This is a genomic window from Amycolatopsis sp. NPDC104587 (assembly GCF_055583645.1).
On record NZ_JBVJNO010000008.1, the window covers coordinates 164,394 to 189,824 of the forward strand.

Consider the following 25,431-nt stretch of genomic DNA (forward strand, 5'->3'; position numbering starts at 1 on the left):
CCCCCCCAACCCACCCCCCCCCCCCCCCCCCCCCCCCCCCCCCCCCCCCCCCCCCCCGCCTCCCCCCCCCCCCTCCCCCCCCCCGGGCCGGCTCCCGTGATCTCTCCCCAGTGATGCACGTGGCCACCGTGGTCACTTCTTGGCGGCGGCGACCTTCTTGCGCGGGGCGCGCTTGCGCGGGGCCGGCTCCGGCGCTTCGGCCTCCGCGACCTGAGCCGCCTCGTAGGCGGAGATCACCTCGGAGGACAGGCGTCCGCGCTCGGAGACCTCGTAGCCGTTGGAGTTGGCCCACGCGCGGATCTGCTGGTTGCGCTCGCGGTCGGTCGTGCTGGTCGTCGTCGACTGGCCGGTCGCGACGCGGACCTTGCGGCCGCCGATGCGACGGCCGGCGGTGATGAAGCGGGCGAGCTCGTCGCGCAGGGCCGACGCGTTTTCGTCCGACAGGTCGATTTCGTAGGTCACACCGTCGAGCCCGAACTGGACGGTCTGGGCGGCGGTGCTGCCGTCGATGTCGTCCAGGATCTCGACAAGGACTTTCTGGGCCACGGGAAAACTCCTCAGCTGGATGTGCGTCCGAGAACACGACGTGTGACAAGTTGCACAATGGTCGACGTTCTTCGGTGGAGTGTATCCACTCCGGGATCCGCACGGCAATTCTCCGCCGCTTGACGGCGAACACACTCCGGCACCGGCCTCCCGATTGGACCGGAAATGGCGCCGGAATGCCGCCCTCTTACGACGGCGTCGAGCCCTGTTCGCCGTGCTGGGCGGGCCGATCCCCTTCCCCGGCCTCGGGGGTGTCGGCCTCGGGCGGGTCGGCGAGACCGACCTCCTCGGCGGCGTCTTTGGCTTCCCGGATGTTCTGCCGGGTCCGGGCGAGTTCCGCGTCGGGATCCTCCGGCCGGTTTTTGTTCTCCGTCATCACAACTCCTCGCCGGGCGCAGCGCCGCGAGTGGCGCGGCTTCCCGCTTCTCCGGCTACCCCGCCGGACGGCGGCGCAACCGTCGGCGGTGAATCGCGGAGTTTTGCGCGGGGGCCCATTCACCCCGTCGGGTGGCCGGGTGGGGCGGGAAAGCAGTCCACCCGGCTCGGTGGTCCGCTCGGCGGGACCGGTTCCGGTTTTGTGCGGCAGCGGGAAAACGGTGTTCACCACAAACCGGCGCAACTCCGGATGTGCCCGACAAGGAACTCCCGGCGTGCCTGGGCCGGGCTCTGGAGCGCAGCACGGCTCCGCGCCATCCCACTGACCGGTGAGCCACAGGAACGCCCCAGAGGCACCGGAAGACCCACAGCCGACCCCGAGGGCCCGGAAACGCCGGAAGGGCCCCGCACGAAGCTCGTGCGGGGCCCTTCCGGCGTTCGGTGGGGAACTACTTCTTCTTGGCAGCCGACGTGCGCTTGGCCGGGGCCTTGGCAGCGGCCGGCTTCTTCGCCGCGGCGGTCTTCGTGGCGGCCGGCTTGGCGGCGGCCTTCGCCCGCGTGGTGGTGGTCTTGGCCGCGGTCGCCTTGGCGGGAGCCTTGGCCGCGGTCTTCGGGGCCGCCTTGGTGGCGGTGGCCTTGGCGGCCGGCTTCGCGGCGGTGGCGCGGGTCCGGGTGGCCGTCGCGCGAGCGGTGGCCGGCTTGGCCTGGGCCGCACGGGTCGTGGTGGCCCGCGTGCTCGTGGTCTTCGCCGGAGCCGACGCCTTGGCGACGGCGGCACGCGTGGTCGTCGACGCCGCGGTGGCGCGCTTGACCGGCGTGGCCTTGGGCAGCTTCTTCGAGCCGGAGATGACGTCCTTGAACGTGGTCCCGGCGCGGAAGGCGGGCACGTTGGTCTTCTTCACGCGGACGGCCTCACCGGTGCGCGGGTTGCGCGCGGTGCGGGCGGCGCGGGCGCGCTTCTCGAACACCCCGAAGCCGGTGATGTTGACCTTTTCGCCCTTGTTGACCGTCCGGATGATGATGTCCACCAGACCGTCAACGGCCTGCGAAGCCACCTTCTTGTCGCCCAGACGCTCCGACAGCGCCTCGATCAGCTGGGCCTTGTTCGTCATTCCAGTCCTCCATAGTGGAACTACTCGTACACGGCCCATCTCGGCCGACACTGCACACGGTATTACCAATACCGCACAAAATCCAACCGGGGGTCGAAATATTTCCTTGTACGGGGGCGGGTTCCGCCTCTCCGGCGGCCCTCCCCGGATGGCTCCCCGAACCGGCCCCGGAGGTCGACCATGGCCCTGATCAGGCAAAACCCCGTCGCACCGCCGTCCACAGTGGTCGTCCATATAGGACCCGACGGCCTTCGGAGACTTTTTCGCACCCGACACGCCGGAGCGGCCCTCCCCGCGTGTGTCGGAGCCCACGCGGGCCCCGATCCCGCGCAGCGATCGGGGATCGCGGCCCCTCCGGAGGGCGCTCGGACGCCGCTTCGCAGTGGAGCCAGGCGGAAGCGGGCGCGGTGACGCCGGGCCCGCCCGCCGCGACCTCCCGGGCGGGACCGGCGGGCCCGTTGCGGCACAACCGGAGGAGCCCGCCGCGACCGTCCGCGACGGCCAAAAGATCTTCCCCGAAGGGTGAACTCACTCGTTCGGCGCAGCCGTGGCCTGCGGCGACACTATGAGTACCCCACGGCCGCAACGCCGTGTTGGGCGCGGGACTGTCGGACCGGCGAGCTAGTCTGCGGCCGGAGGAAGAGCCGGGCGGACAGGGAGAACCGTGGACCAGGAGACGCTCACGACCGTCGTCGGACGGGTGGCGGGCACCGAGGACTCGACGCCGCTGCAGTTCCACGTGGCCATCGATCCGGAAGCCTATCTGCAGCTCGACGACGTGGTCGTGACCCGGCGGGAACTCCCTGGCCTGGGCGAAGTCACGTCCTACGGCGTCGTGACGCAGGTGAGCGCGCGGCACGAGGGCGCCAGCTTCGGCAGCGACGTCTTCCTGATCTCCGACGGCGTCCTGCCCGCGCAGGTGCAGGAGATCGCCGAGATCGCGACCACCCGCGTCGAGCCCGAATGCTACGTGCCGCCGCGGCCGGGGTCGGTCGTCGAGCGCGCCAAGGGAGAGGATCGCGCGCAGGCGCTGTACTTCGACAACATGACCCGCCAAGTGGCGGTCGGGCTGGGCCGTGACGGCGAACCCGTGTACCTCAACCTGGACTTCCTCGACGGCACGCGGGGTGCGCACGTCAGCATCAGCGGGGTCTCGGGCGTCGCGACGAAGACGTCGTTCGCGTTGTTCCTGCTGCACTCGATCTTCCGCGGCGGCGCCCTCTCGAACGCCCACAACGCCAAGGCCCTCGTCTTCTCGGTCAAGGGCGAGGACCTGCTGTTCCTCGACACCCCCAACATCCACCTCGACGCGAAGCTGCAGGGGGAGTACGCCAAGCTGGGCCTGCCGGCGGAGCCCTTCGCCTCGGTCGGCTTCTACGCCCCGCCGACGCCGTCGGACACCACGGGGAAGCCTTACGTCACCGGGCGGACCTCGGGGGTCGGCGCCTTCTGGTGGACCATCGCGGAGTTCTGCGCCGGCGACCTGCTGCCCTACGTCTTCGCCGACGCCGAGGACGAGCGCAACCAGTACACGATGGTCATCCACCAGGTCGCGAACCGGTTGCGGCTCGACAGCACCCCGGCCGGCAAGGACGGCGCGGCCAACGTCGACGGTGTCCTGTGCCGTACTTACGCCGAGCTGATCGACGTCATTTGCGAGCGCGTCACCGACGAGGAAACCCGCGCGAGCTGGGCGGGTGCGGTCACCGGCGCGGGCACCGTCAACGCGTTCATCCGCCGCCTGCGCTCGAGCCAGCGCGCGTTGAACGGGCTCATCCGCGGTGATCTCACCGACCACGCCGCCCGCAAGCTGTCCACGGAGAACCAGCAGGTGACCGTGGTGGACATCCACAACCTCGTCGAGCGCGCGCAGCGGTTCGTGGTCGGCGTGACGCTCGCGGCGGAGACCGCGCGCAAGGAGGCGGCCGGCGCGGGTGGGCTGCTGTTCACGATGCTGGACGAGCTCAACAAGTACGCGCCCCGGGAAGGCAGCAGCCCCATCAAGGAGGTGCTGCTGGACATCGCCGAGCGCGGCCGCTCCCTCGGCGTCATCCTCATCGGCGCGCAGCAGACCGCCTCCGAAGTCGAACGCCGGATCGTCAGCAACAGCTCGGTGCGGATCGTCGGGCGCCTCGACGCCGCGGAGGCTTCGCGCCCCGAGTACGGCTTCCTCCCGGCCAGCCAGCGGGTCCGCGCGACGCTCGCCACGCCCGGCACGATGTTCGTGAGCCAGCCGGAGATCCCGGTGCCGATCGCGGTCGGCTTCCCGTTCCCGGCCTGGGCCACGCGGCTTTCCGAGGCCGGCCGGGTGCCGACGACCACGGCGACGCCGAAGTCCGATCCCTTCGCCGGCCTGCCCACGGGCAGCAGCGATCCGTTCGGTGACGACCCGCCTCCGTTCTGAGCCCGCCTCCGCCCGCTACTCGAACGGAAGGAAGCCGAGTGAAGTTCCTGCACACCTCCGACTGGCACGTCGGCAAGACGCTCAAGGGGCGCAACCGGCTCGACGAGCAGCGCGCGGTGCTCGGCGAAATCGTCCGGATCGCGAGGAAGGAGCCCTTCGACGCGATCCTCGTCGCGGGTGACCTCTACGAGACGTCGGCGCCGTCGGCGGCCGCGCAGGAGCTCGTGGTGCAGGCGCTGATGGCGCTGCGCGACACCGGGGCCGAGGTCCTCGCGATCGCCGGGAACCACGACCACGCCGCGACGTTCGAGGCCTACCGGCCGCTGCTGCGCAAGGCGGGCATCCACCTCGTCGGCACGCCGCGCCCGGCCGCCGACGGCGGCGTGGTCGCGTTCGACGCCCGGTCGACCGGCGAGCGCGTCGAAGTCGCGGTGCTGCCCTTCCTTTCCCAGCGCTACGCCGTGCGCGCGGCCGAGCTGCTCGCCGGGACCCCGGCGGACAACGTCGGCGAGTACGACCAGCGGGTGCGCGACATCCTGGCGCACCTCAAGTCCGGGTTCACCGACGGCGCGGTGCACCTCTTCATGGCCCACCTCACGGTGACCGGCGGGACGATGGGCGGCGGAGAGCGCGCGGCGCAGTCGATCTTCGAGTACCACGTGCCGGCGACGGCGTTCGGCGCCGATCCGCACTACGTCGCGCTCGGCCACCTGCACCGGCGCCAGTCGCTGCCCGCGCCGTGCCCGGTGCACTACAGCGGTTCGCCGTTCGCCGTCGACTTCGGCGAGCAGGACAACACGAGTGTCGTGCTGTCGGTCGAGGTGAGTCCCGGCACACCGGCGAAGATCACGGACGTCCCGCTGACGGCGGGGCGGCGGCTGCGGACGGTCTTCGGCACGGTGGCGGAGCTCGTCGGCCGCGCGGCGGAGTTCGGCGAGGACTACCTCCGGGTCTACGTCCGCGAAGCGACCAGGGCCGGGCTTCGCGAGGAGATCCAGGAAGCCCTGCCGAACGCGCTCGAGATCCGCATCGACCCGGAGTTCGCCGCGCCGGTGACGACTTCGGGCGGCGAACGCGCGGTCGCGGACCGGTCACCGGGAGAGCTGTTCGCGACCTACTGCGACGAGCGGACGGTCGAGGACAAGAGGGTGCAGGCGCTCTTCTCGCGGTTGCACGACGAAGAGACGAGCGAGGTGTGAGATGCGGCCAGTGCTGCTGGAGATGACCGGCTTCGCGTCGTTCCGCGACAAGACCGAGGTCAGCTTCGAAGACACGGACTACTTCGCGCTCGTCGGGCCGACCGGCGCGGGCAAGAGCACGGTGATCGACGCGCTCACCTTCGCCCTCTACGGCTCCGTCGCCCGCTGGGACCACGAAGGGCTCGTCGCGCCCGCGCTCGCCCCGACGGCGAACCGCGCCACCGTGCGGCTGGTCTTCGACGCCGGCGGCACGCGCTACCACGTCGTCCGGGAAGTCCGGCGCAGCGGCGGGAAGAAACCCACGGTCAGCGTGAAGAACGTGCGCCTGGAACGGCTCGCCGACCCCACCGCGCTCGGCGGCCCGGAGGACGACGCCGACCCGGTGGCCGCGGACTCCGAGGTGACGCCGGCGATCGAACGTCTGCTCGGGTTGACGTTCAAGCACTTCTGCACCTGCGTGGCGCTGCCCCAGGGCGACTTCGCGGAGTTCCTGCACGCCAAGGCCGCCGACCGGCAGAAGATCCTGATCAAGCTGCTGGGCCTGGAGGTCTACGAGCGGATCGGCCGCCGGGCCGGGGTGACGGCCGAACAGCAGAAGCAGCGCGCCGCCGTGCTCGCCGAGCAGCTCGGCAACTACGCCGACGCGACCGAGGAAGCCGTCGCGGAGCTCGCCGCGCGGATGACGGCCCTCGCGGAGCTGGAGGCGCGGGTGAATACCGCGCTGCCGGGCTTGAACGACGCGACGCGTGCGTACGACGACGCCCGGCTGCTCGTCACGACGGTTGCTAAAGAACTGAGTGTCCTCGACGCGTTGGAACGCCCGGCCGGTGTTGAGGACCTGGAAACCCGGCGCCGTGCCGCGGCCGATGACGCGACGGCCGCGCGGGCCGGGCTGGAGCAGGCCGAAAAGGCGGACGAAACGGCGCGCGCCGCCTTGGCCGCCGCGCCCGACCGGAGCGGGCTGGAGCGGATCCGGGCCGCCCGCACCGAACTCGCCGACACCGAGGCGGCGCTGCCTCGCCGGGAAGAAGCGGCAAAGACGGCGTCGGAGGCCAAAGCCGCCGCGGCGGTTTCGGTGACCGAAGCGGTGTCCGTCGTCGAAGCGGCGAGGAAGACGCGGGACACCACCGCGCGGGCCGCCGAAGACGCGGCCGCAGAAGCCGCGCGGGCCCGTCAGGAGCGTGACCGGCTGGCCGGGCTGCGGCCGCCGGCGGATCTCGGGGACCTGTCGGCGGATTCGGCGCGGGTGGCGAAACGCACAGCGGACGCGGCCGCCCGGTTGACCGCTGCCGAAGCGGCGGACGCCGAAGCGCGGGCCGCGCTGGCCGCCCAGCCGGACGTCGCGCCGCTCGCCGCCGCCCGTTCGGACGCCCGTACCCTTTATGCGTTGTGTGAAGCGCAACGGAAGGCCGCGCCCGAGCAGGCCGCGCGCCGCGCGGAGCTCGAAACGGCGCGAACCGCCTTCGCCCGGTCTGACACCGAACTCACCGCGGCCAAGACCGCGCTGACCGAAGCGGAACGAGCGGGACAGGCGCTGGCCTTGCGGTCCGGGCTCGCCGTCGGGCACCCGTGCCCGGTGTGCGAGCAGGAAGTTCCGGCCCTGCCCGACTCCGACGGCCACGCTCACCTGGCCGAGGCACGTGACCGGGTCGAGCGGGCCGAACGCGAGCGCGCGGCGGCCGAGACGGCGGTGCGCAAGCTGGAACGGGCGGCGGACCGCGACACCGATGCGGCCGTGTCCGCCGCCGCGCAGGCGGAAGAACTGCGGCTGGTGCTCGCCGAGGTCGACGGGCCGCCCGAGTCCGCCGTGCTGCGGCGGCCGGTCGAGGTCTCTTTCTCCGAGCAGGACTTCGCGGACCTCGTCGCCGCCGTGCGCGAGCGGGGCGAGTGGCTGTCGGCGACGATCGAGGCCCGCTCCCGTGTCGCCGAAGCGGCCGGCGCCGCGGACAAGGAACTGGCCGCGGCCCGCGCCGAACGCGCGGCGGCGCAGCAGGACGCCGACGTCGTCGAGCGATCGGCCGCGGCGGCCCGGGAAGCCCTGCGGGCGGCGCGCGACCCGCTCGTCGAGCTGGGCGCGCCCGCGATCGACGGCGACGACGTCCCGGCCGGTTGGCAGCGGCTCACCGCGTGGGCGGCTGCTTCACTGGAGGAACGGCGGACCGCGCTGGCCGCGCTCGAAGCGGCCGCCGAAGCCGCGGGCAAGGAAGCCGTCGTGGCCGCGGACGATCTCGCGGCCGCCGAGCGGAACGCCGAGCAGCGGCGCACCCGCGCGGTCGACGCCGGCCTGACCGAGCAGTCGGCGAGCACCGAGCTGGCGACCGCCCGGCGCCGGCACGGTGAACTGGTCACGATGCTGGCCGACGCGCCGTCCGCCGACGTGGTCACCGAACAACTCGCGCGTGTCGCGGAGCTCGAGCAAGCCGCGAAGGCCGCCGACGGCGCCCTGCGGACCGCTCGCGCAACTGCCAAACAGGCGGCCGACGCCCAGGCGAGCGTCACGAAGGAGGTCGACGCCGAACGGCAGAAGCTGTCCCGGGCCCGCGATCCCCTCGTCGGCCTGGGCGCTCCGCCGATCGACGGTGAGAGCCTGCTGGACGCCTGGTCCGCGCTCACGGACTGGGCGTCCGGACAGGCGAAGGACCACCGCGAGCGGCTGGCCGTCGCGAAGACCACCGAGGACGAAACCGCGGAAGCGTTGCGGGTGGCCGAACGCGCCGTCGCCGACGACGTCACCGCGCTCGGGGTCGACCTGCCGGAAGGGCCGGTGCGGGACCGTGTCCCGGTCGCCGTCGCCACCGCACGGGCGCGCGCCGAGGGTGACCACGACGACATGCGGCGGCGGGTCGCGCGCGTGGCGGGCCTGCACGGCGACATCACGGCGGCGGAGTCGGAGGCGCAGGTCGCGCGGCTGCTCGCGGATCTCCTGCGCTCGGACAAGTTCCCGCGCTGGCTGATCGCCGGGGCGCTCGACACGCTCGTCGCCGAGGCGTCCGCGTCGCTGCTGGAGCTGTCCGGCGGGCAGTTCGAGCTGACCCACGACAAGGGCGACTTCCTGGTGGTGGACCACAACGAGGCCGACGCCCGGCGCCCGGTGAAGACGTTGTCCGGCGGGGAGACGTTCCAGGCGTCGCTTTCGCTGGCTCTGGCGCTGTCGTCGCAGCTCGGGGCGATGGCGGCGGACGGCGCGACCAAGCTCGAGTCGATCTTCCTCGACGAGGGTTTCGGCACGCTCGACGAGGCCACGCTCGACGTCGTGGCGTCCACATTGGAGAACCTCTCCGCGTCCGGCTCCCGGATGGTCGGGGTGATCACGCACGTGCCGGCGCTGGCCGAGCGCGTGCCGGTGCGGTTCCAGGTCACCCGCGACGGCACCGGCTCGCACATCAGCAGGGAGGGCGCATGACGGCGGTGGCCGGGATGAACTTCTCCGTCGACGCCTGGGACCCGGGTTACGGCAGCTCGATGGAGGCCGAAGAGCTGGCCCGGTCGCAGGCCGAGGTCGCGCTCGACGTCGAGGTGCCGGCGGCCGAGTGGGCGCCGATCGACCCTTCGCCGGTGCCGTCCCCGCCGGACGCGGTGCTGTTCGTCGACGGCGTCCGCCGCATCGACGCCCGTGTCTGGATCGACGACCCGGCCGGGAACTCGGCGTCCATCGGGATCTGCGCGTCGTACGCGGCGGGAGTGGTGTGCTGCTGCGCGGGCCGGGCGCACGTCGTCGGCGCGAACGTCCGGCGCGGGCTGTTCACGGTCGCGGCGGAGGCGGAGGGCATCCCGACGTCGGCGGGGGTCTACGAGCCGTTCCGCGCGGCGGCCAAGGACGACAAGCCGCTGCCGGTGGTGCTGTCCTCGGCGCTGCAGGAACAGCTGGCCGACGTCGAGCTGGAGACGGCGACCGAGGCGCGCCGGGCGATCGAGGGGCACGTCGGCAGCGACCTGCTGGTGGTGGACGGCCCGCTGAGCGGGCGCACGCACCTGCCCCGCGCGGTCGGGTTCATCAAGAGCCACCAGACGACGTACCTGCCGGGCGAGCTCAACTCGATGGTCGGCGACCTCGGGCCGCACCAGCGCACCCCGGTGTTCCTGATGGGCACGACGTGGGTCCGGCATTCGTGGTACCTGCGTTTGCCGTCGCCCGGCGGCCCACCGTGGTCGGGGGTGGTGCGCGTCGAGGCGGCCCCCCACCTGGGGCGCGCGGAGGTGGCGGACCTGGCGAACCTCACGCAGTCGGTGCTGGGGAGGTTCGCGTCGGTGGAGTACAAGGACTCCCGGGCACCGCAGAACCTGTACCCGATCGCTGGTCTGGAGCGCGATCTGCGGCATCGGCTGGGGGACCAGCAGTTCGTTTATCGGGCGCTACGGCTGGCCGCGGCTCGCTGAGGCGCAGGGAGGGCGGGGCTCGCCGAGGATCCCTGGCGCTCGGCCGGAAGGGCCTCCGATCCTTGACCGGTTCCGCGCGCCGAGCGGGCCGACTGTGCCTTGCCCATTCGGCTGGAATGGCGGGAACGTCGCCCCGCCGAAGTGGCCGAGCGCGGGCCCGCCACGGCTCGCCGAGGTCGAGGTTCCGGCGGCTTGGCCGGAACGACTGCGGCCGAGACCGGCGGCGGCGTGCATCCTCACCTTCCGACCCCGGACCGACCCCGGACCGACCCCGGGCCGACCCCGGGCCGGGCCCCGGGGCGGGGGCCTGGGGAGACCACCGCCGCCCCGGGGTGTCCTTTGTGGAGGGTCAGCTCAGTGACCCGTCGCCCGTCTGCGGTGCTCCCGCCGGCTTGACCGCGACCTGGGGCTTTGCCGGCTTGGGCGCCTTCGTGGACGTTGCCGGGGGCTTCGTGGCCGGCGGCTTCGGCTTGGCCGTCGAGCTCGGCGGCGGGGTGCCGAGGATCGTGAACGACCCCGTGGCGACGCGGCCGTCCGAGCACGTGAACGTCGCGGTGTACCTGCCCGGCGTCTTGATCGCCGTGGTGTGGCCGCCCGCGCGGCCGAAGTTGCCGCCTTCGGTGAACTGCAGCGGCGCCGCGAACCCCTTCGACGTGACCGGCGTGGCCGGGCTGCAGCCGTTGCCGACCGCCGCGCGGGTTTCCGCGTCGACACGGCCGCCGGGCTCGACCTGCGCCGTCAGCCCCCAGCTGACCTCGGCCGCGCTCGCCGGGGCCGCCAGGGCCAGGGTTGCCGCGCTCGCCGCCATTAGGCCGATCAGTGTTTTCTTGACCATGACTCGTCCCCTCTCGGTGCTGCCGCCTCCACGCCTGAGCCGGGGAAATGGTTGAGTCCACTCTCGAATTCAAGTACGTGAACGACTATCGAGTCTATGTTTCCCCGTCACGTATGGGTTAGCTTGTCCGCCGTCGATCCCGTTCGGTGCCGAGGGAGACTGCGATGCGTCACGGCCGGCTCGTTCTCGTGGTAGTCCTGGGGTTGTCGCTGGCGACGCCGGCGGCGGCCGCCGCGCAACCCTGGCGTGACGCCCGCCAGCCGCCCGACCGGCGGGCCGCGGAGCTCGTCGCCGCGATGACCCTCGACGAGAAGATCTCCCAGCTGCACCTGCAGCCCGACGCCCAGCACCAGCGGTTCGTGCCGCCGATCCCGCGCCTGGGCGTGCCCGGCTTCCGCATCGCCAACGGCCCGGCCGGCATGGGCCCCGCCGACGACAAACCGCAGAAGCCCGCGACCGCGCTGCCCGCCACGATGGCGCTCGCGTCGACCTTCGACACCGACGTCGCGCGCCGCTACGGCCGGCTGATCGGCAGCGAGACCCGCGCCCTCGCGCACAACGTGTCCGAAGCGCCCGACATCAACATCGCCCGCGTGCCGCGCAACGGCCGGACGTTCGAAGGCATGGGGGAGGACCCGGTGCTCGCCGGGGCGCTCGCGGCCGCCGACATCCGCGGCATCCAGGAGAACGGCACCATCGCCGAGGTCAAGCACTACGCGGCGAACAACCAGGAGACCCAGCGCTTCAGCATCGACGAGCACATCGACGAGCGCACCCTCAACGAGATCTACCTGCCGCACTTCGAGCAGTCGGTCACCGAAGGCCGGGCCGGCTCGGTGATGTGCGCCTTCCCGCAGATCAACAGCGTGTACGTCTGCGAGAACCAGGCCCTGCTGCAGGGCAAGCTCCGCGACGAGTGGGGGTTCAAGGGGTTCGTCCAGTCCGACTGGGGCGCCGCGCACAGCACCGTCGGGTCGGCGAACGCGGGCATGAACCTCGAGATGATCGACGGCACCTGGTACGGCGACAAGATGAAGCAGGCCGTGCTGGCCGGGCAGGTGACCGAACAGCGCGTCGACGAGCTGCTGCTGCCGCGCTTCCGGACGATGTTCGCCTTCGGGCAGTTCGACCACCCGCCGGTGCTCACGCCGCTGCCGACCGCCGAGCACGACGCGGCCGCCAAGCAGTTCGCCGAACGCGGCATGGTGCTGCTGCGCAACGACCACGCCCAGCTGCCGCTCGACGACCGTGCGGTGCGGTCGATCGCGTTGGTCGGGCCGTTCGCGACGCAGGCCAAGACCGGGGGCGGCGGCAGCTCGGCCGTCATCCCGATGTCCACAGTGGACCCGCTGCCGGGGCTGCGGCAGCGCGTCCCCGGCGCGGCGGTGACCCTCGACGACGGCAGTGACCCGGCGCGGGCGGCCGCGCTGGCGGCGTCGGCCGACGTGGCCGTCGTGATGGTCGGCGACAACGAGGCCGAGGGCAAGGACCGGCCGAGCCTCGCGCTGGAGGGCAACCAGGACGCGCTGGTCTCCGCGGTCGCGGCGGCCAACCCGCACACGGTCGTCGTGGTGAAGAGCGGCGGGCCGGTGCTCATGCCGTGGGCGTCGAGCGTGCCGGCGATCCTGCAGGCGTGGTACCCGGGCCAGCAGGACGGCGCGGCGGTGGCCGGCGTGCTCTTCGGTGACAGCAACCCGTCGGCGAAGCTGCCGATCACGTTCCCCGCGGCGGACGCGGACACCCCGGCGAACACCCCGGCGCAGTTCCCGGGGATCAACGGCGTGGCCACGTATTCGGAAGGGCTGCAGGTCGGCTACCGCTGGTTCGACGCGCAGGGCCGCGCCCCGCTGTTCCCGTTCGGGTACGGCCTGTCGTACACGACGTTCGCCTTCTCCGGGCTGTCGGTCCGCACCACCGGCGACGGCGCGACGGCGACGTTCACGGTCCGCAACACCGGACGCCGGGCGGGCGCCGAAGTGGCTCAGCTGTACCTGGGCTTCCCGGCGGCCGCGGGTGAGCCGCCGAAGCAGCTGAAGGGCTTCGAGCGGGTGGAGCTGGCGCCCGGCCAGTCTCGCCGCGTGACGATCCACCTGGACCAGCGGGACTTCTCGGTGTGGGACGCGGCGAGCCACGCGTGGTCGCCGGTGAAGGGCGGCTTCACGGTTCAGGTGGGCGACTCGTCGCGGTCCCTGCCGCTGCAGGCGTCCCTGAAGCGGCGCTGACGGAGGTGGCCGACCAGCTGCGGCGGGGCCGGGCCGGATCCGGCGCCCTGTGCCCAAGGCTTCGACACCGGGTCTAGGCCTTGCAGCCGGGCGCGCTCGCCGCCGCCGTCATCAGCTCCGGCGACTCCACCAGCGGGGCCACGGGGTCGTAGGTGCCGTCGAGGTCCTGCTGGGCCAGCCCCATGGCCTTCGACGCCGGCTCCTGGGAGGCCTGGTCACCCGGCTTCGCGCGGTCGAGCACGGTCTTGGCGTTCGCCGCCCGGTCGCGGGAGGTCGTGTACTTCGTCGTGAACGCCGCGCGCACCTTCTCGGCGAGCGGGACCGGGGCCGGTGGCAGCGCGTTCAGCTTGTCGACGACCTCGCCCGCGCGGGCCGAGATCCCGCCCAGCGCCGCGCTGAGCGCTTTCTGCGCCTCCTCGATCGAGGTCGGCTCGGCCTGCGGCTGCCCCGCTTCGGCCTCGGTGCGCTTGCGGTAGCCGTTGACCGCCGAGCAGAAGCCGTCCATCCAGCTCAGCGTGGCCGGGTCGGCGGACGGCGTGGCCGGCACGGTCGGCGGCGCGGTCACGGTCACGGTCGGCGTCGCGGCCTGGTGCTGCCCCGAACACGCGGTCAGCACCAGGCAGGCGCCCAGCAGTCCCGGAACGATCTTCATGGCTCCCCCTCGCGGTGCCTCTTTGCAGCTACACGCGCGAGTGTCCCGAACGGTTGCGTCAGGCCGCCGCGAGCGTCTCGCCGAGGGCCTCCCGGCCGTCGTCGGTCAGCTCCGCCCGCGTCCACTGCCCGACGGCCACCACCCGCGCCGGGCGGATCAGGCCGGCTCGCGCCAGGTCGTGCGCCGTCGCCTGGTCGCAGCACGGCAGGCCGTCCACCCGCAGGTCCGGTTCGCAGCTGCACGTCAGCTCGGCGCGCCCGGCGCCGACCGCTCTCAACATCGCCAGTGCCCGGCGGTTCAGTCCGGTGTCCATGGTCTTCCCCCTCTGTGCTCCCGACAGGAAGGAGACGTGACCGCGGTCACCGAATACGCGGGTTTTGCGAGGTTCCCCCGAACGGTGCACGCCGGCTTGTGACTCCTGGGGCGGGAGTTACAGGCGTTCCTGCAGGGCGTCCGCCGCCGCGAGGAGGTCGGCCGCCCAGCGGGCGCCCGGCTTGCGGCCGATGCGCTCGATCGGGCCCGACACCGACACCGCCGCCACGACCGTGCCCGCCGAATCGCGCACCGGCGCCGAGATGCTCGCCACGCCCGGCTCGCGCTCGGCCACGCTCTGCGCCCAGCCGCGCCGGCGCACCTCCAGCAGCGTGCGCTCGCCGAAGACCGCGTCCGCCAGGATCGTGCGCTGCGTGTGGGGATCCGCCCACGCCGCCAGCACCTTCGCGCCCGAGCCGGCCGTCATCGGCAGCCGGGAGCCCACCGGCACCGTGTCCCGCAGGCCGGACGGCGGTTCCGCCGTCGCGACGCACACGCGCTGGACGCCGTCGCGCCGGTACAGCTGAACGCTTTCGCCGGTGACGTCGCGCAGTTTCGGCAGGACGACGCCCGCCGCGTCGAGCAGCGGGTCCGTCGAACCGCCGGCGAGCTCGGCCAGCGCGGTACCGGGACGCCAGCGTCCGTCCGGGCCGCGGCGCAGCAACCGGTGCACCTCGAGGCCCACCGCGAGCCGGTGCGCGGTGGCGCGCGGCAGACCGGTCCGCGTGCACAGTTCCGCGAGGCCGCAGGGGTCGTCCGCGACCGCCTGCAGGACGGCCACTGCTTTGTCCAGTACTCCGATACCGCTATGCTGTCCCACGAACCGATACTAGCGTCCCGCACTTTGGGAAGTCCAGTATCTGGGAAACCCGAACTCGAGCTGCGCCCCTCCGTTCGCGGCTCGCACCGGTTCCGCAGGTGTGCGCCCGAGTTCCACCACCACAGTGACCGTGGAAAGGAGCCGGAGATGACCAGCCCGACCGGCAAGGCCCGCACGCTGGCGGAGAAGGTGTGGGACAGCCACCTCGTGCGCCGAGGCGAAGGCGCCGAACCGGACCTGCTCTACATCGACCTCCACCTGCTGCACGAAGTGACCAGCCCGCAGGCCTTCGACGGCCTCCGGCTGGCCGGGCGGCCGCTGCGCCGCCCCGACCTCACCATCGCGACCGAGGACCACAACGTCCCGACCGTCGACATCGAGCTCCCCATCGCCGATCCGGTCTCGCGCACCCAGGTCGACACCCTTCGCCGCAACTGCAAGGAGTTCGGTGTCCGGCTGCACCCCATGGGGGACGCCGAGCAGGGCATCGTGCATGTCATCGGCCCGCAGCTCGGCCTGACCCAGCCCGGCATGACCGTGGTCTGCGGCGACAGCCACACCTCCACGCACGGCGCGTTCGGCGCCATCGCCTTCGGCATCGGGACGTCCGAGGTCGAGCACGTCATGGCCACCCAGACGCTGCCGCTCCGTCCATTCAAGACGATGGCGATCACGGTCGACGGGCAGCTGCGCCCCGGCGTCACGGCTAAGGACATCATCCTCGCGGTGATCGCCAAGATCGGCACCGGCGGCGGCCAGGGCTACATCCTCGAGTACCGCGGCGAGGCCATCGAGGCGCTCTCCATGGAAGCCCGGATGACCGTCTGCAACATGTCGATCGAGGCCGGCGCCCGCGCCGGGATGATCGCCCCGGACGAGACGACGTTCGCGTACCTGAAGGGCCGCCCGCACGCTCCGCGGGGCGCGGACTGGGACGCCGCGGTCGAAAACTGGCGGCAGCTGCGCACCGACGACGGCGCCGCGTTCGACGCCGAGGTGCACCTGGACGCGGCCGCGCTGACGCCGTTCGTGACCTGGGGCACCAACCCCGGCCAGGGCCTCCCGCTGGGCGCCGACGTGCCCGACCCCGAACAGATCCCGGACGAGAACGACCGCGTCGCGGCCGAGAAGGCCCTGTCGTACATGGACCTCAAGCCCGGCACGCCGCTGCGCGAGATCTCGGTGGACACCGTCTTCCTCGGTTCCTGCACCAACGGCCGGATCGAGGACCTGCGGGCCGCGGCCGAGGTGCTGCGTGGTCGGAAGGTGGCGGACTCGGTCCGCATGCTGGTGGTTCCCGGCTCGATGCGGGTCCGCAAGGCCGCCGAAGAGGAGGGCCTCGACGAGGTCTTCACCGCCGCGGGCGCCGAGTGGCGGCAGGCCGGCTGCTCGATGTGCCTGGGCATGAACCCGGACCAGCTGAAGCCGGGCGAGCGCAGCGCGTCGACGTCGAACCGCAACTTCGAGGGCCGGCAGGGCAAGGGCGGCCGGACGCACCTGGTCTCGCCGCTGGTGGCCGCCGCCACGGCCGTCCGGGGCACGCTGTCGTCCCCGGAAGACTTGTTCACTGCGACGCGCTGACCTGCTGTAGATCTCCTGAGGAGCACCCACCATGGAACCGTTCACCCAGCACACCGGCGTCGGCGTCCCCCTGCGCCGGTCCAACGTGGACACCGACCAGATCATCCCGGCGGTCTACCTCAAGCGGGTCACCCGGACCGGCTTCGAGGACGGCCTGTTCGCCGCCTGGCGCGGCGACGAGGACTTCATCCTCAACCAGGAGGCGTTCAAGAGCGGGAGCGTGCTGGTCGCGGGCCCGGACTTCGGAACCGGTTCCTCCCGCGAGCACGCCGTCTGGGCGCTGATGGACTACGGCTTCCGCGCGGTCATCTCGGCCCGGTTCGCCGACATCTTCCGCGGCAACTCCGGCAAGGGCGGCCTGGTCGCCGCGCAGTGCGAGCAGCACGACGTCGAGCTGCTCTGGAAGCTGCTCGAGAACGAGCCGGGCACCGAGGTGACGGTCGACCTCGAGACCAAGACCGTGCGCGCCAAGGACTTCACCGCGCCCTTCCAGATCGACGACTACGTCCGCTGGCGGCTGCTCGAAGGCCTCGACGACATCGCGCTGACGTTGCGCCATGCCGGTGAGATCGACGGCTTCGAGGCGGCCCGCCCGTCGTGGCAGCCGACGACCACCCCGGTCGCCGCGAGCTAGTCCGTCTTCGGGGCGGGATTCCTTGCCGGGCAAGGGATCCCGCCCTTTTTGCGCGTCCGGGGAAAAGTCGCCGGAGATCGCCGCCGGGAGGCGGAACCCGCCCCGGGGCAACGGAAAGGGGCGCGCGGGCCGGTTGGATTTGCGCTGCCTTGGTAATACCGTGGGGCAGATCGGCCGGCGCGGCCGAGGACGAGGGGCTCCTTCCCGGGAGGACTGCGATGGCCAACAAGGCCCAGCTGATCGAGGCGCTGACCGAGCGCCTGGGCGACAAGAAGGCCGCCGCCGCGGCGGTCGACGGTCTGGTCGACATCATCATCCGGACGGTCAACAAGGGCGAAAAGGTCACCATCACCGGCTTCGGGGTGTTCGAGAAGCGCGCCCGCGCGGCCCGGACGGCCCGGAACCCGCGCACCGGCGAAGCCGTGCGCGTCAAGAAGACGAACGTGCCCGCCTTCCGCGCCGGGACGACGTTCAAGGACGTCGTTTCCGGCGCGAAGAAGCTGGCGAGGGCCACCCCGGTCAAGCGTGCCGCGGCCGGAACCCGCGCGACGGCGTCACGCACGACGGCGACCCGCGCCGCGGCGGCGAAGCCCGCGACGACCACGCGCACCCGTGCGACGGCGGCGAAGGCGGCCCCGAAGACGACGACCACCCGGGCGAAGGCGGCCGCTCCGCGTGCGGCGGCCGCGAAGCCGGCCGCGGCCGAGACCACGGCGGCCAAGACGACAGCCGCGAAGCCCGCCGCCGCGAAGGCGGCCACACCGCGGAAGCCCGCCGCGGCCAAGGCGCCGGCGAGGCGGGCTTCGACGGCCGCGAAGAAGAAGTGAGGTGAGTGGGAAGGCCCCGCGCCGAGGTGCGCGGGGCCTTCCTGCGACCGCTGTTTTCGCCGTCGCGAACATGAACAATTTTTCGCCCGAACGCGATGTCCTGCGTCGCACCCAGTTCGCGTGATCAACCGACCCCGCAACGTGATTCGCCGTCCCCATCGGACTTCCCGCCCGGCCGAACCCGGTCCCGGGACCGGTTCCGGGCAATTTCGCAAAGTGGCTTGAGCGCCCGGCCGAGTGGTGCCACGCTGCCTCCTCGGGGCCCGCGTCCGGCGGGGCCCGGCGGTGCGCGGAGCGAACCTGGGGGCGACCACCATCGAGATCCGGCTGCTCGGTCCGTTCCAGGCGTCCGCCGGCGGCTCGCCGGTCGTGCTGACCAGTTCGCGGCAACGCGCGCTGCTCGCCACCCTCGCGATGTCCGCGGGCCGCCTGGTGACGATCGACGCCCTCGCCCGCGGAGTCTGGGGCGAAGCCCCGCCCGCGCACATCCGGGGCAGCCTGCAGACCTACGTCATGCGCCTGCGCCGGTTGTGCGGCGAGGAAACCGTCGTCACCGAACCGGACGGGTACCGGCTCGTCGTCGACCCGTCCCGGGTGGACGCCCTGCGGTTCCTGCGCACGCTCGACCAGGCCGCCGCCGCGACGGAACCCTCGCGCCGCCGCGACCTGCTCACCACCGCCCTCGACGCGTGGGGTGGCACGCCGCTCGAAGGCGTCGGCTCACCCGCGCTCACCGCGGAATGGGGCCCGCTGCTGACCGAGCGGTACCTCTTCGCGGTGGAGCAGCGCATCGACCTCGACGCCGGGCTGGTCCCCGACGCCCGGCTCGTCGCCGAGCTGACCGACCTCGTCGCCCAGCACCCGCTGCGGGAGTCCTTGTGGGAACGGCTGGTGCGCGCCCTCGCCCGGTCCGGCCGCCGTGCCGAAGCGCTGGCCCGGTACGCCGGGCTGCGCGCGTTGCTGGCCGACGAGCTGGGGGTCGAGCCGGGGGAGAGCCTGCGCCGGCTGCACGCCGAGCTGCTCGCTGCCGACGCCGGGCCGGCCGCCGGCGCCACCGTGCCGCGGCAGCTGCCCTTCGACGTCGCCGGCTTCACCGGCCGCGAGCCGGAGCTCGCCGAGCTCGACCGGCTCCCGCCCGGGGGCGCGTCCGGCATCGTGGTCATCGAAGGGACCGCGGGGGTCGGGAAGACGTCGCTGGCCGTGCACTGGTCCCACCGCGTCCGCGACCGCTTCGCCGGCGGTGAGCTGTTCCTCGACCTGCGCGGCCACTCCGCGGACACCCCGGTGACGCCGGAGGCCGCGCTCGCCGGTTTCCTCCGCGCGCTCGGTGTCCCGCCCGAGACCCTGCCTTCCACAGTGGAAGAACGCTCGGCGCTGCTGCGCAGCCGGCTGGCCGGCAGCCGCACCCTCATGCTGCTCGACAACGCCCGCGACGCCGACCAGGTCCGCCCGCTGCTGCCCGGGACGGGCAACCTCGTCGTCGTGACCAGCCGCAACCAGCTGCGCGGCCTGGTCGCCCGCGACGGCGCCCGGCGCATCGCCCTGCGTTCCTTCGACGACCGCGACGCCACCGCGCTGCTCGCCGGCAGTGTCGGGCCCCGGCGCCTGGCCGCCGAACCCGGCGCCGTCGCCGAGCTCGTCCAGCTCTGCGGCCGCCTGCCACTGGCGCTGGCGCTGGCCGGCGAACGCGCGTCACGCTTCTCCGGCGTCTCCCTGGCCGGCATCGTCGAGGAGCTGCGCGACCAGCGGCTGCGGCTCGACACCCTGCGCGACCCGCAGGACGCCGGCACCGACCTGCGGGCCGCGTTCTCCTGGTCCTACAAGGCGTTGCGCCCGGCCGCCGCCCGGTTCTTCCGGCTGCTCGGCCTGCACCCGGGGCACGGCTTCAGCCTGTCTTCGGCCGCCGCGCTCGCCGGCGCCGGACTGCGCGAGGCGCGTGAGCTCGCCGACCAGCTCGCCGCCGCGCACCTGCTCAACCAGCCCGGCACCGACCGCTACCAGTTCCACGACCTCCTGCGCGTCTACGCGGCCGAGCTCGTCGAGACCGAGACGACGGAGGCCGACCGCGCGGCGGCGCTGCGACGGCTGCTCGACTGGTACCTCGCGACGGTCGCGGAAGCCATCAAGCTCGTCCGGCCGGACCTGCTCACCGAGGACATCACGCTCGACCCCGCGCCGGTGCCCACCGTCCGGTTCACCCAGCACGAGCAGACGATCGCCTGGTACGCCACCGAACGCCCGGCCCTCACGGCGCTCGTCGGGGTCGCCGCCGAGCACGGCCGGCCCGGCCACGCCTGGAAGCTGGCCTGGCTGCTGCGCGGGTTCTTCGCCGAGCGCCATGACCGCGACGACTGGATCACCACCGCCCGCACCGCCGTCACCGCGACGCGCGACGCGGGGGACAGCACCGGCCTCCAGTACAGCGCCAACAACCTCGGCTCGGCGTACCTGCGCACCCTGCAGCCGGACAAGGCGCTCGAAGCCCTGGAGGAGGCGCGCGCGGCGTCGGAGACCGGCGAGAACACGGCGCTCACGGTGGCGATCCTGTCCAACCTCGCGGGCGCCTACTACGTCCGCGCCGAGTACGCCGAGGCCGAACGCCACGCGCTCCAGGCCGTCCACCTCGCCCGCGACCAGGGGCAGCGCACGTTCGTCCCGCACGCGCTCCTCAACGTCAGCGCCAGCCGCATCGGCCTGCGCGACTACGACCACGCGGCCGAAGCCGCGTTGGCCGCGCGAGTCGCCTTCGCCGAGCTCGGCGACCGCTACCACGCTGCGCTCGCGCTGGGGAACGTCGCCGAGGCCCTCGAAGGCGCCGGACGGCACGACGAAGCGGAGAAGGCCGGTGTCGAGGCGCTCGAAGAGCTGAAGGAGCTGAACGCCGACTACGGCACCATCGACGTCCACATCACGCTGGGCCGGCTGAACCACCGCACCGGGCGGCTGGGCGAGGCCCGTGACCACTGGGCCGAGGCGCTGACCGTCAGCCAGCGCCTCGGGGACCCCCGCAGCGCGGAGATCCAGGCCCTGCTGGCGACGGTGCCCGCGGGACGACTCCCCGCGCGGGATGCGCCGTACCCCTAGCCCGGCGCAGCCCAACGGGACCCGGGACCAGTACACCAAGGTCCACTGTCACGACGCTGTCGCGCCGGTGCGCCGGCTACCCCCGCGCCCCAATGTGGCCTTCGGTGCGTTGAACGCACCGAAGGGCCCCTTGGGTGCGTTGAACGCACCCGAGGCCACATTGGGGCGCTGGGGTCAGGAGTGGCTGGGGGAGGGGGTGGGCAACGCGCTGGGGTGGTAGTCCGCCGAGAGCAGCAGCGGGCCGTCCCGGACGGTCGGCGGGCGGAACGACAGGACCCAGAACGAGCCCTTCTTGCTCGGCACCACCCCGCCGCGCGCCGCCGCCGGCTCGACGCCGTCGCGGTCGGCCAGCACGCTCACCAGGTCCGGGATCACCCCGCCCTGGCTGCAGATCACCGGTGTCCCGCCGTCACCGGCGATCGCCAGCAGCCGCGCGAGCCCCAGCACCGGGTCGGGCCAGTAACCCTCTTCCGACAGCAGCGGCTCGTGCCGGACGTCGGCGCCGATGTCCTCGGCGATGCCGTGGACCGTCTGGACGCACCGCAGCCGCGGCGCCGAGAGCACCCGGTCCGGCCCGAACAGCGTCACCACGCGCCGCAACGCCGAGGCCTGGCGCTGTCCGGCGTCCGACAACGGCCGGAGGTCGTCGTCGGCGTTCCAGTCGTCGCGCTTGCCCGCCTTCGCGTGCCGCACCAGCACCAGCGTCGTCAGGCCCACCGGCAGCTCGCAGAACGTCCGCAGCACCCGGACATCCTCCGGCCGCGTCAGCGCGCGTTCCGCCGCCGGCGCGTCGAGCCAGCGCAGCTCGTCGACCTCGTGGTTCACCGCGAACTCGCCGGACACCGCTTCGGCGGCGAAGTAGTCGACCGTCTTCGGCACCGTCCCGGACCCGTTCTTCGCGGGCACCGGGTACGCCGATCGGGTCAGGTAGCGGCCCAGGACCGCGTCGAACCCCGTCTCCTCCCGCACCTCCCGGACGGCGGCTTCGGCGATCGTCTCGCCCGGGTCGAGCTTTCCCTTCGGCAGCGACCAGTCGTCGTACCGCGGGCGGTGCACCAGAGCGACCTCCGTCGTCCTCCCGGCGCGGCGCCAGAGCACCGCGCCGGCCGCCCGTACCTCCTGGGTCATCCGGCGGCCCCGTGCAGCTTCGCCAGTTCGAGCTGGTGGTCGCGCACCCGCGACCCGTCGGCGGGGAACGGCGACCATTCGCCGCTCTCGGTCAGCACCCAGCACCGCGTCGCGGGGTCGAGCGCCGAGTCGAAGATGTCGTCGAGCTGCCGGGTCAGCTTCGGGTCCTTGACCCGCACCAGCGCCTCGATCCGCCGGTCGAGGTTGCGGTGCATCATGTCCGCGCTGCCAATCCAGTGCGTGCCGCCGGCGCGGAAGTTGAAGATCCGCGAGTGCTCCAGGAACCGGCCCAGGATCGACCGGACGTGGATGTTCTCCGACAGCCCTTCGACACCCGGCTTGAGCGTGCAGATCCCGCGCACCACGATCTCGACCGGCACCCCGGCCTGCGACGCGTGGTAGAGCGCGTCGATCACCTGCTCGTCGACCAGCGAGTTGCACTTGATCCGGATCCCGGCCTGCTGCCCGGCGCGGGCCAGCTCGATCTCCTCGCCGATCGCCCGCACGATGCCCCGGCGGATGCCGTGGGGCGAGGTGAGGATCGTCCGGTAGGTGTCCTGCCGCGAGTAGCCGGTGAGCACGTTGAACAGGTCGGTGACGTCCGCGCCGATGCTCGGGTCGGCGGTGAACAGGCCGATGTCCTCGTAGAGCCGCGCGGTCTTCGGGTTGTAGTTGCCGGTGCCGATGTGGCAGTAGCGGCGGATGGTCGAGCCCTCCTGGCGCACGATCATCGACACCTTGCAGTGGGTCTTCAGCCCGACCAGGCCGTACACGACGTGCACACCCGCGCGCTCCAGCGTGCGCGCCCAGGTGATGTTCGCCTGCTCGTCGAAGCGCGCCTTGATCTCGACCAGCGCCACGACCTGCTTGCCCGCCTCGGCGGCGTCGATCAGCGCGTCGACGATCGGGGAGTCGCCCGACGTCCGGTATAGCGTCTGCTTGATCGCGAGGACCTTCGAGTCGGCCGCCGCCTGTTCGATGAACCGCTGCACGCTCGTGGAGAACGAGTCGTACGGGTGGTGCACGAGCACGTCACCCTCGCGCAGCGTCGCGAAGACGCTCTTGGGCGTCTCGCGCTCGCCGAACGCGGGGTGCGTCGCCGGCACGAACGGCCGGTCCTTCAGCTCCTTGCGGTCCACACCGGACAGCTGGTGCAGGCAGGTCAGGTCGAGCAGGCCGGGCACCTCGACGACGTCCGCCGGGTCGACGTCCAGCTCGCGCAGCAGCAGCTCGAGCATGTGCTCGCTCATGTCCTGCGCGACCTCGAGCCGCACCGGCGGCCCGAAGCGGCGCTGCGCGAGCTCGCGCTCGAGGGCCTGCAGGAGGTCTTCGTCACGGTCTTCGTCGACCTCGAAGTCGGCGTTGCGGGTGACGCGGAAGACGTGGTGCTCGGTGACGTCCATGCCGGTGAACAGCTCGCCCAGGTGCGCGGCGATGAGCTCTTCGAGCGGCAGGAACGTCGCGGTGCGGCTGGTGCGCTCGGTCTCGACGCGCATCAGGCGCGGCACGTTGCTCGGCACCTTCACCCGCGCGAAGCGCTCGGTGCCGCCTTCCGGGTCCCGGACCGTGACGGCCAGGTTGAGCGAAAGGCCGGAGATGTACGGGAACGGGTGCGCCGGGTCGACGGCCAGCGGCGTCAGCACCGGGAAGATCTGCTCGGAGAAGTAGCTGGACAGCCGCAGCTGGTCGGCGCCGGTGAGGTCGGCCCAGCCGACGATCCGGATGTCGTGCTCGGCCAGCAGCGGGCGCAGGCCCTTCTCGAACGCGCCGGTCTGCTGCTCGACCAGGTCCTGGTTGCGCTTGGAAATGTAGTCCAGCTGCTCGCGCGGGGTGAGCCCGTCCGCGCTGCGCACCAGCAGGCCGGTCTCGTCGCGGCGCTTCAGGCCGGCGACGCGCACCATGTAGAACTCGTCCAGATTGGACGCGAAGATGGCGAGGAACTTCGTCCGTTCGAGCAGCGGCTGCGACTCGTCCTCGGCCAGCGCGAGCACGCGGGCGTTGAAGTCCTGCCAGGAGAGCTCGCGGTTGAAGTACCGGTCGTCCGGCAGCGTCTCGGCGGCGGTCGGCGCGGTGGTGGTGACCGCGGGCGGCGCGGAGGGGACGGCGCGGAACTCCTCGGCGTTGCGCGCGTTGCCCTGCACGGAGCTGCGGCTGCGGGTGGTCGCCGGAGTGCTCTTGCGGACTCTGACCTTCCCGGCGGTGGCACGGGCGGCGGTGTCGCGCGCGGTCGACTTCGACGGAGTCTTCTTGGCGGTGGTGGACTTCTTCGCCGTCTCCGAAGATCCAGTGGCCGGGGTCCGTCGCCTCCGCGGTGCGGGCGTGCTGCCGTCGTCTGTGCTCACGGCCCCCATTCTTCACCAAGCCACGCGGAATTGCGCAGGCCGCGGTGAAGGTCAGGTGAACAGCTCGGCAGTGTGTTTCCCGACACCCAGGGCCCGCACGTGGGCGAGGTCTTCCGGGGTGTCGACGTCGCTGCGCAGGCTGGGGAGCGCTTGCCGGAGGCTCGTCGCGCCGGAGCCGGCGTGCTTCTTCGCCGAGCCGACGCCGAAGTGGGGTTCGAGGGGTGCGCCGGGCGCGGACAGCAGGAGGGTGGTGCCGGTGCCTTGACGGTCCGCGACGAAGGCGCGTTTTCCGGCGGCTTCGGCGAGGGCGTCGGTGAGGTCCCCGGCGCGGAGGGCGGGCAGGTCGGCTTGGAGGGCGCCGACGACGGCGTGCGGGTCGTCGGCGCGGAGGAGGTTCTCGCCGTGGCGGAAGGCTTCGTTGAGGCCGCCTCTGCTCGGTTCCCGGACGATCTCGATGCCGAGGTCGGCCAGGTCGGCCACGGCCCGGGGATCGGCGGCGACGAGCAGCACCCGCCGCACCTGCCCCCCGGAGGTGACGGCGGCGAGCGTGTCGGCGGCGAGGGCCAGGACCAGCGCGGGGTGCAGGTCTGTGCGGATGGCCCCGCGCAGGCGCGACTTGCCGTCGCGGGGGTGTTTCATCGGCACGACCAAGTCCACGTCCACGTGTCCATCTTTACCGGAAAGCGGAGGAGGGGGTGGGGGTGGTTGTCCACAGGGTGCGGGTGTTGTGGACAACTTCGGGGGTGGGGGTTTGCGGGCGGGGGTTTTGGGGGTGGGGGGCGATACGCTGACGACGGGGTGGCCCCCAGGGAGGGTGGGCTCTGCTGGGGTGAGGCTGTTGGCTGGTGGGACCGCAGGTGGGGGCGCGGAACTCGGCCTGCTCGCCGGGTCTCGAGTGGCTCATTCGGGACGCGAGACGTCTCCAATGACCCGTTCGCGACGGCGCACCCCGCCGATCGCGCAGGAACCGACCGGCTGGTC

Annotated in this window: 19 protein-coding genes; 9 read left to right on the forward strand and 10 right to left on the reverse strand. The window is 72.6% G+C overall.

Annotated features, from left to right (window positions below; genetic code table 11):
* Positions 1-132 precede the first annotated feature (132 nt).
* From ACZ61C_RS25795 to ACZ61C_RS25805, 3 genes are all read right to left on the reverse strand, one after another.
* The gene (locus tag ACZ61C_RS25795) at positions 133-546 is read right to left on the reverse strand and encodes a histone-like nucleoid-structuring protein Lsr2 (protein ID WP_465310390.1); all 414 of its coding nucleotides are present in this window, start codon (positions 544-546) and stop codon (positions 133-135) included.
* 187 nt (positions 547-733) lie between these two features.
* Positions 734-922 (reverse strand): hypothetical protein, encoded by a 189-nt coding sequence (locus ACZ61C_RS25800; protein ID WP_465310391.1) that lies wholly within the window; start codon positions 920-922, stop codon positions 734-736.
* Between the two features lie 448 nt (positions 923-1,370).
* A complete protein-coding gene (locus ACZ61C_RS25805; RefSeq protein WP_465310327.1) occupies positions 1,371-2,033 on the reverse strand; it encodes an HU family DNA-binding protein in 663 nt (220 codons plus the stop codon).
* A 664-nt stretch (positions 2,034-2,697) separates the two neighbouring features.
* On the opposite strand from ACZ61C_RS25805, the gene ACZ61C_RS25810 reads away from it, so the two are divergent.
* From ACZ61C_RS25810 to ACZ61C_RS25825, 4 genes are read left to right on the forward strand one after another with little or no spacing between them, the layout of a single operon-like run.
* Entirely contained in the window at positions 2,698-4,437 is a 1,740-nt protein-coding gene (locus tag ACZ61C_RS25810; RefSeq protein WP_465310392.1) for an ATP-binding protein, read from the forward strand.
* 38 nt (positions 4,438-4,475) lie between these two features.
* Positions 4,476-5,636, forward strand: a complete 1,161-nt coding sequence (locus ACZ61C_RS25815) for an exonuclease SbcCD subunit D (protein ID WP_465310393.1) — start codon at positions 4,476-4,478, stop codon at positions 5,634-5,636.
* A 1-nt stretch (position 5,637) separates the two neighbouring features.
* Positions 5,638-9,039, forward strand: a complete 3,402-nt coding sequence (locus tag ACZ61C_RS25820) for an AAA family ATPase (protein WP_465310394.1) — start codon at positions 5,638-5,640, stop codon at positions 9,037-9,039.
* Entirely contained in the window at positions 9,036-10,013 is a 978-nt protein-coding gene (locus ACZ61C_RS25825; RefSeq protein ID WP_465310395.1) for a hypothetical protein, read from the forward strand. The genes ACZ61C_RS25820 and ACZ61C_RS25825 overlap by 4 nt, the downstream gene beginning before the upstream one ends.
* 349 nt (positions 10,014-10,362) lie before the next feature.
* On the opposite strand, the gene ACZ61C_RS25830 is transcribed toward ACZ61C_RS25825, so the two are convergent.
* A complete protein-coding gene (locus tag ACZ61C_RS25830) occupies positions 10,363-10,848 on the reverse strand; it encodes a hypothetical protein (RefSeq protein ID WP_465310396.1) in 486 nt (161 codons plus the stop codon).
* 164 nt (positions 10,849-11,012) lie between these two features.
* Here ACZ61C_RS25830 and ACZ61C_RS25835 point away from each other — a divergent pair, with 164 nt between their 5' ends.
* On the forward strand, positions 11,013-13,070 hold the full coding sequence (locus ACZ61C_RS25835) for a glycoside hydrolase family 3 C-terminal domain-containing protein (protein WP_465310397.1): 2,058 nt from the start codon (positions 11,013-11,015) through the stop codon (positions 13,068-13,070).
* A gap of 73 nt (positions 13,071-13,143) precedes the next feature.
* Here ACZ61C_RS25835 and ACZ61C_RS25840 read toward each other — a convergent pair whose 3' ends face one another.
* From ACZ61C_RS25840 to ACZ61C_RS25850, 3 genes are all read right to left on the reverse strand, one after another.
* A complete protein-coding gene (locus ACZ61C_RS25840) occupies positions 13,144-13,722 on the reverse strand; it encodes a hypothetical protein (RefSeq protein WP_465310398.1) in 579 nt (192 codons plus the stop codon).
* A gap of 58 nt (positions 13,723-13,780) precedes the next feature.
* Positions 13,781-14,035, reverse strand: a complete 255-nt coding sequence (locus tag ACZ61C_RS25845; protein ID WP_465310399.1) for a hypothetical protein — start codon at positions 14,033-14,035, stop codon at positions 13,781-13,783.
* 117 nt (positions 14,036-14,152) lie between these two features.
* Positions 14,153-14,854, reverse strand: coding sequence for an IclR family transcriptional regulator (locus ACZ61C_RS25850; protein WP_051183801.1), 702 nt, complete (start codon positions 14,852-14,854; stop codon positions 14,153-14,155).
* A gap of 147 nt (positions 14,855-15,001) precedes the next feature.
* Between ACZ61C_RS25850 and leuC the strand changes: the two genes are divergently transcribed.
* From leuC to ACZ61C_RS25870, 4 genes are all read left to right on the forward strand, one after another.
* A complete protein-coding gene (gene leuC, locus ACZ61C_RS25855) occupies positions 15,002-16,435 on the forward strand; it encodes a 3-isopropylmalate dehydratase large subunit (protein WP_465310400.1) in 1,434 nt (477 codons plus the stop codon).
* A gap of 31 nt (positions 16,436-16,466) precedes the next feature.
* Complete coding sequence (gene leuD / locus ACZ61C_RS25860) at positions 16,467-17,069, forward strand: 3-isopropylmalate dehydratase small subunit (RefSeq protein WP_465310401.1); 603 nt, start codon at positions 16,467-16,469, stop codon at positions 17,067-17,069.
* Between the two features lie 218 nt (positions 17,070-17,287).
* On the forward strand, positions 17,288-17,896 hold the full coding sequence (locus ACZ61C_RS25865) for an HU family DNA-binding protein (RefSeq protein WP_465310402.1): 609 nt from the start codon (positions 17,288-17,290) through the stop codon (positions 17,894-17,896).
* A gap of 285 nt (positions 17,897-18,181) precedes the next feature.
* Complete coding sequence (locus ACZ61C_RS25870) at positions 18,182-20,980, forward strand: AfsR/SARP family transcriptional regulator (RefSeq protein ID WP_465310403.1); 2,799 nt, start codon at positions 18,182-18,184, stop codon at positions 20,978-20,980.
* A gap of 174 nt (positions 20,981-21,154) precedes the next feature.
* Here ACZ61C_RS25870 and ACZ61C_RS25875 read toward each other — a convergent pair whose 3' ends face one another.
* Genes ACZ61C_RS25875 through cofC form a run of 3 tightly spaced genes read right to left on the reverse strand, consistent with a single transcriptional unit; the run spans position 21,155 to position 25,113 of the window.
* The gene (locus ACZ61C_RS25875) at positions 21,155-22,108 is read right to left on the reverse strand and encodes an NUDIX hydrolase (RefSeq protein WP_465310404.1); all 954 of its coding nucleotides are present in this window, start codon (positions 22,106-22,108) and stop codon (positions 21,155-21,157) included.
* Positions 22,105-24,459, reverse strand: a complete 2,355-nt coding sequence (locus ACZ61C_RS25880; RefSeq protein WP_465310405.1) for an RNA degradosome polyphosphate kinase — start codon at positions 24,457-24,459, stop codon at positions 22,105-22,107. Before ACZ61C_RS25880 ends, ACZ61C_RS25875 begins: the two co-directional genes overlap by 4 nt.
* A 42-nt stretch (positions 24,460-24,501) precedes the next feature.
* A complete protein-coding gene (gene cofC, locus ACZ61C_RS25885; protein ID WP_465310406.1) occupies positions 24,502-25,113 on the reverse strand; it encodes a 2-phospho-L-lactate guanylyltransferase in 612 nt (203 codons plus the stop codon).
* Positions 25,114-25,431 lie beyond the last annotated feature (318 nt).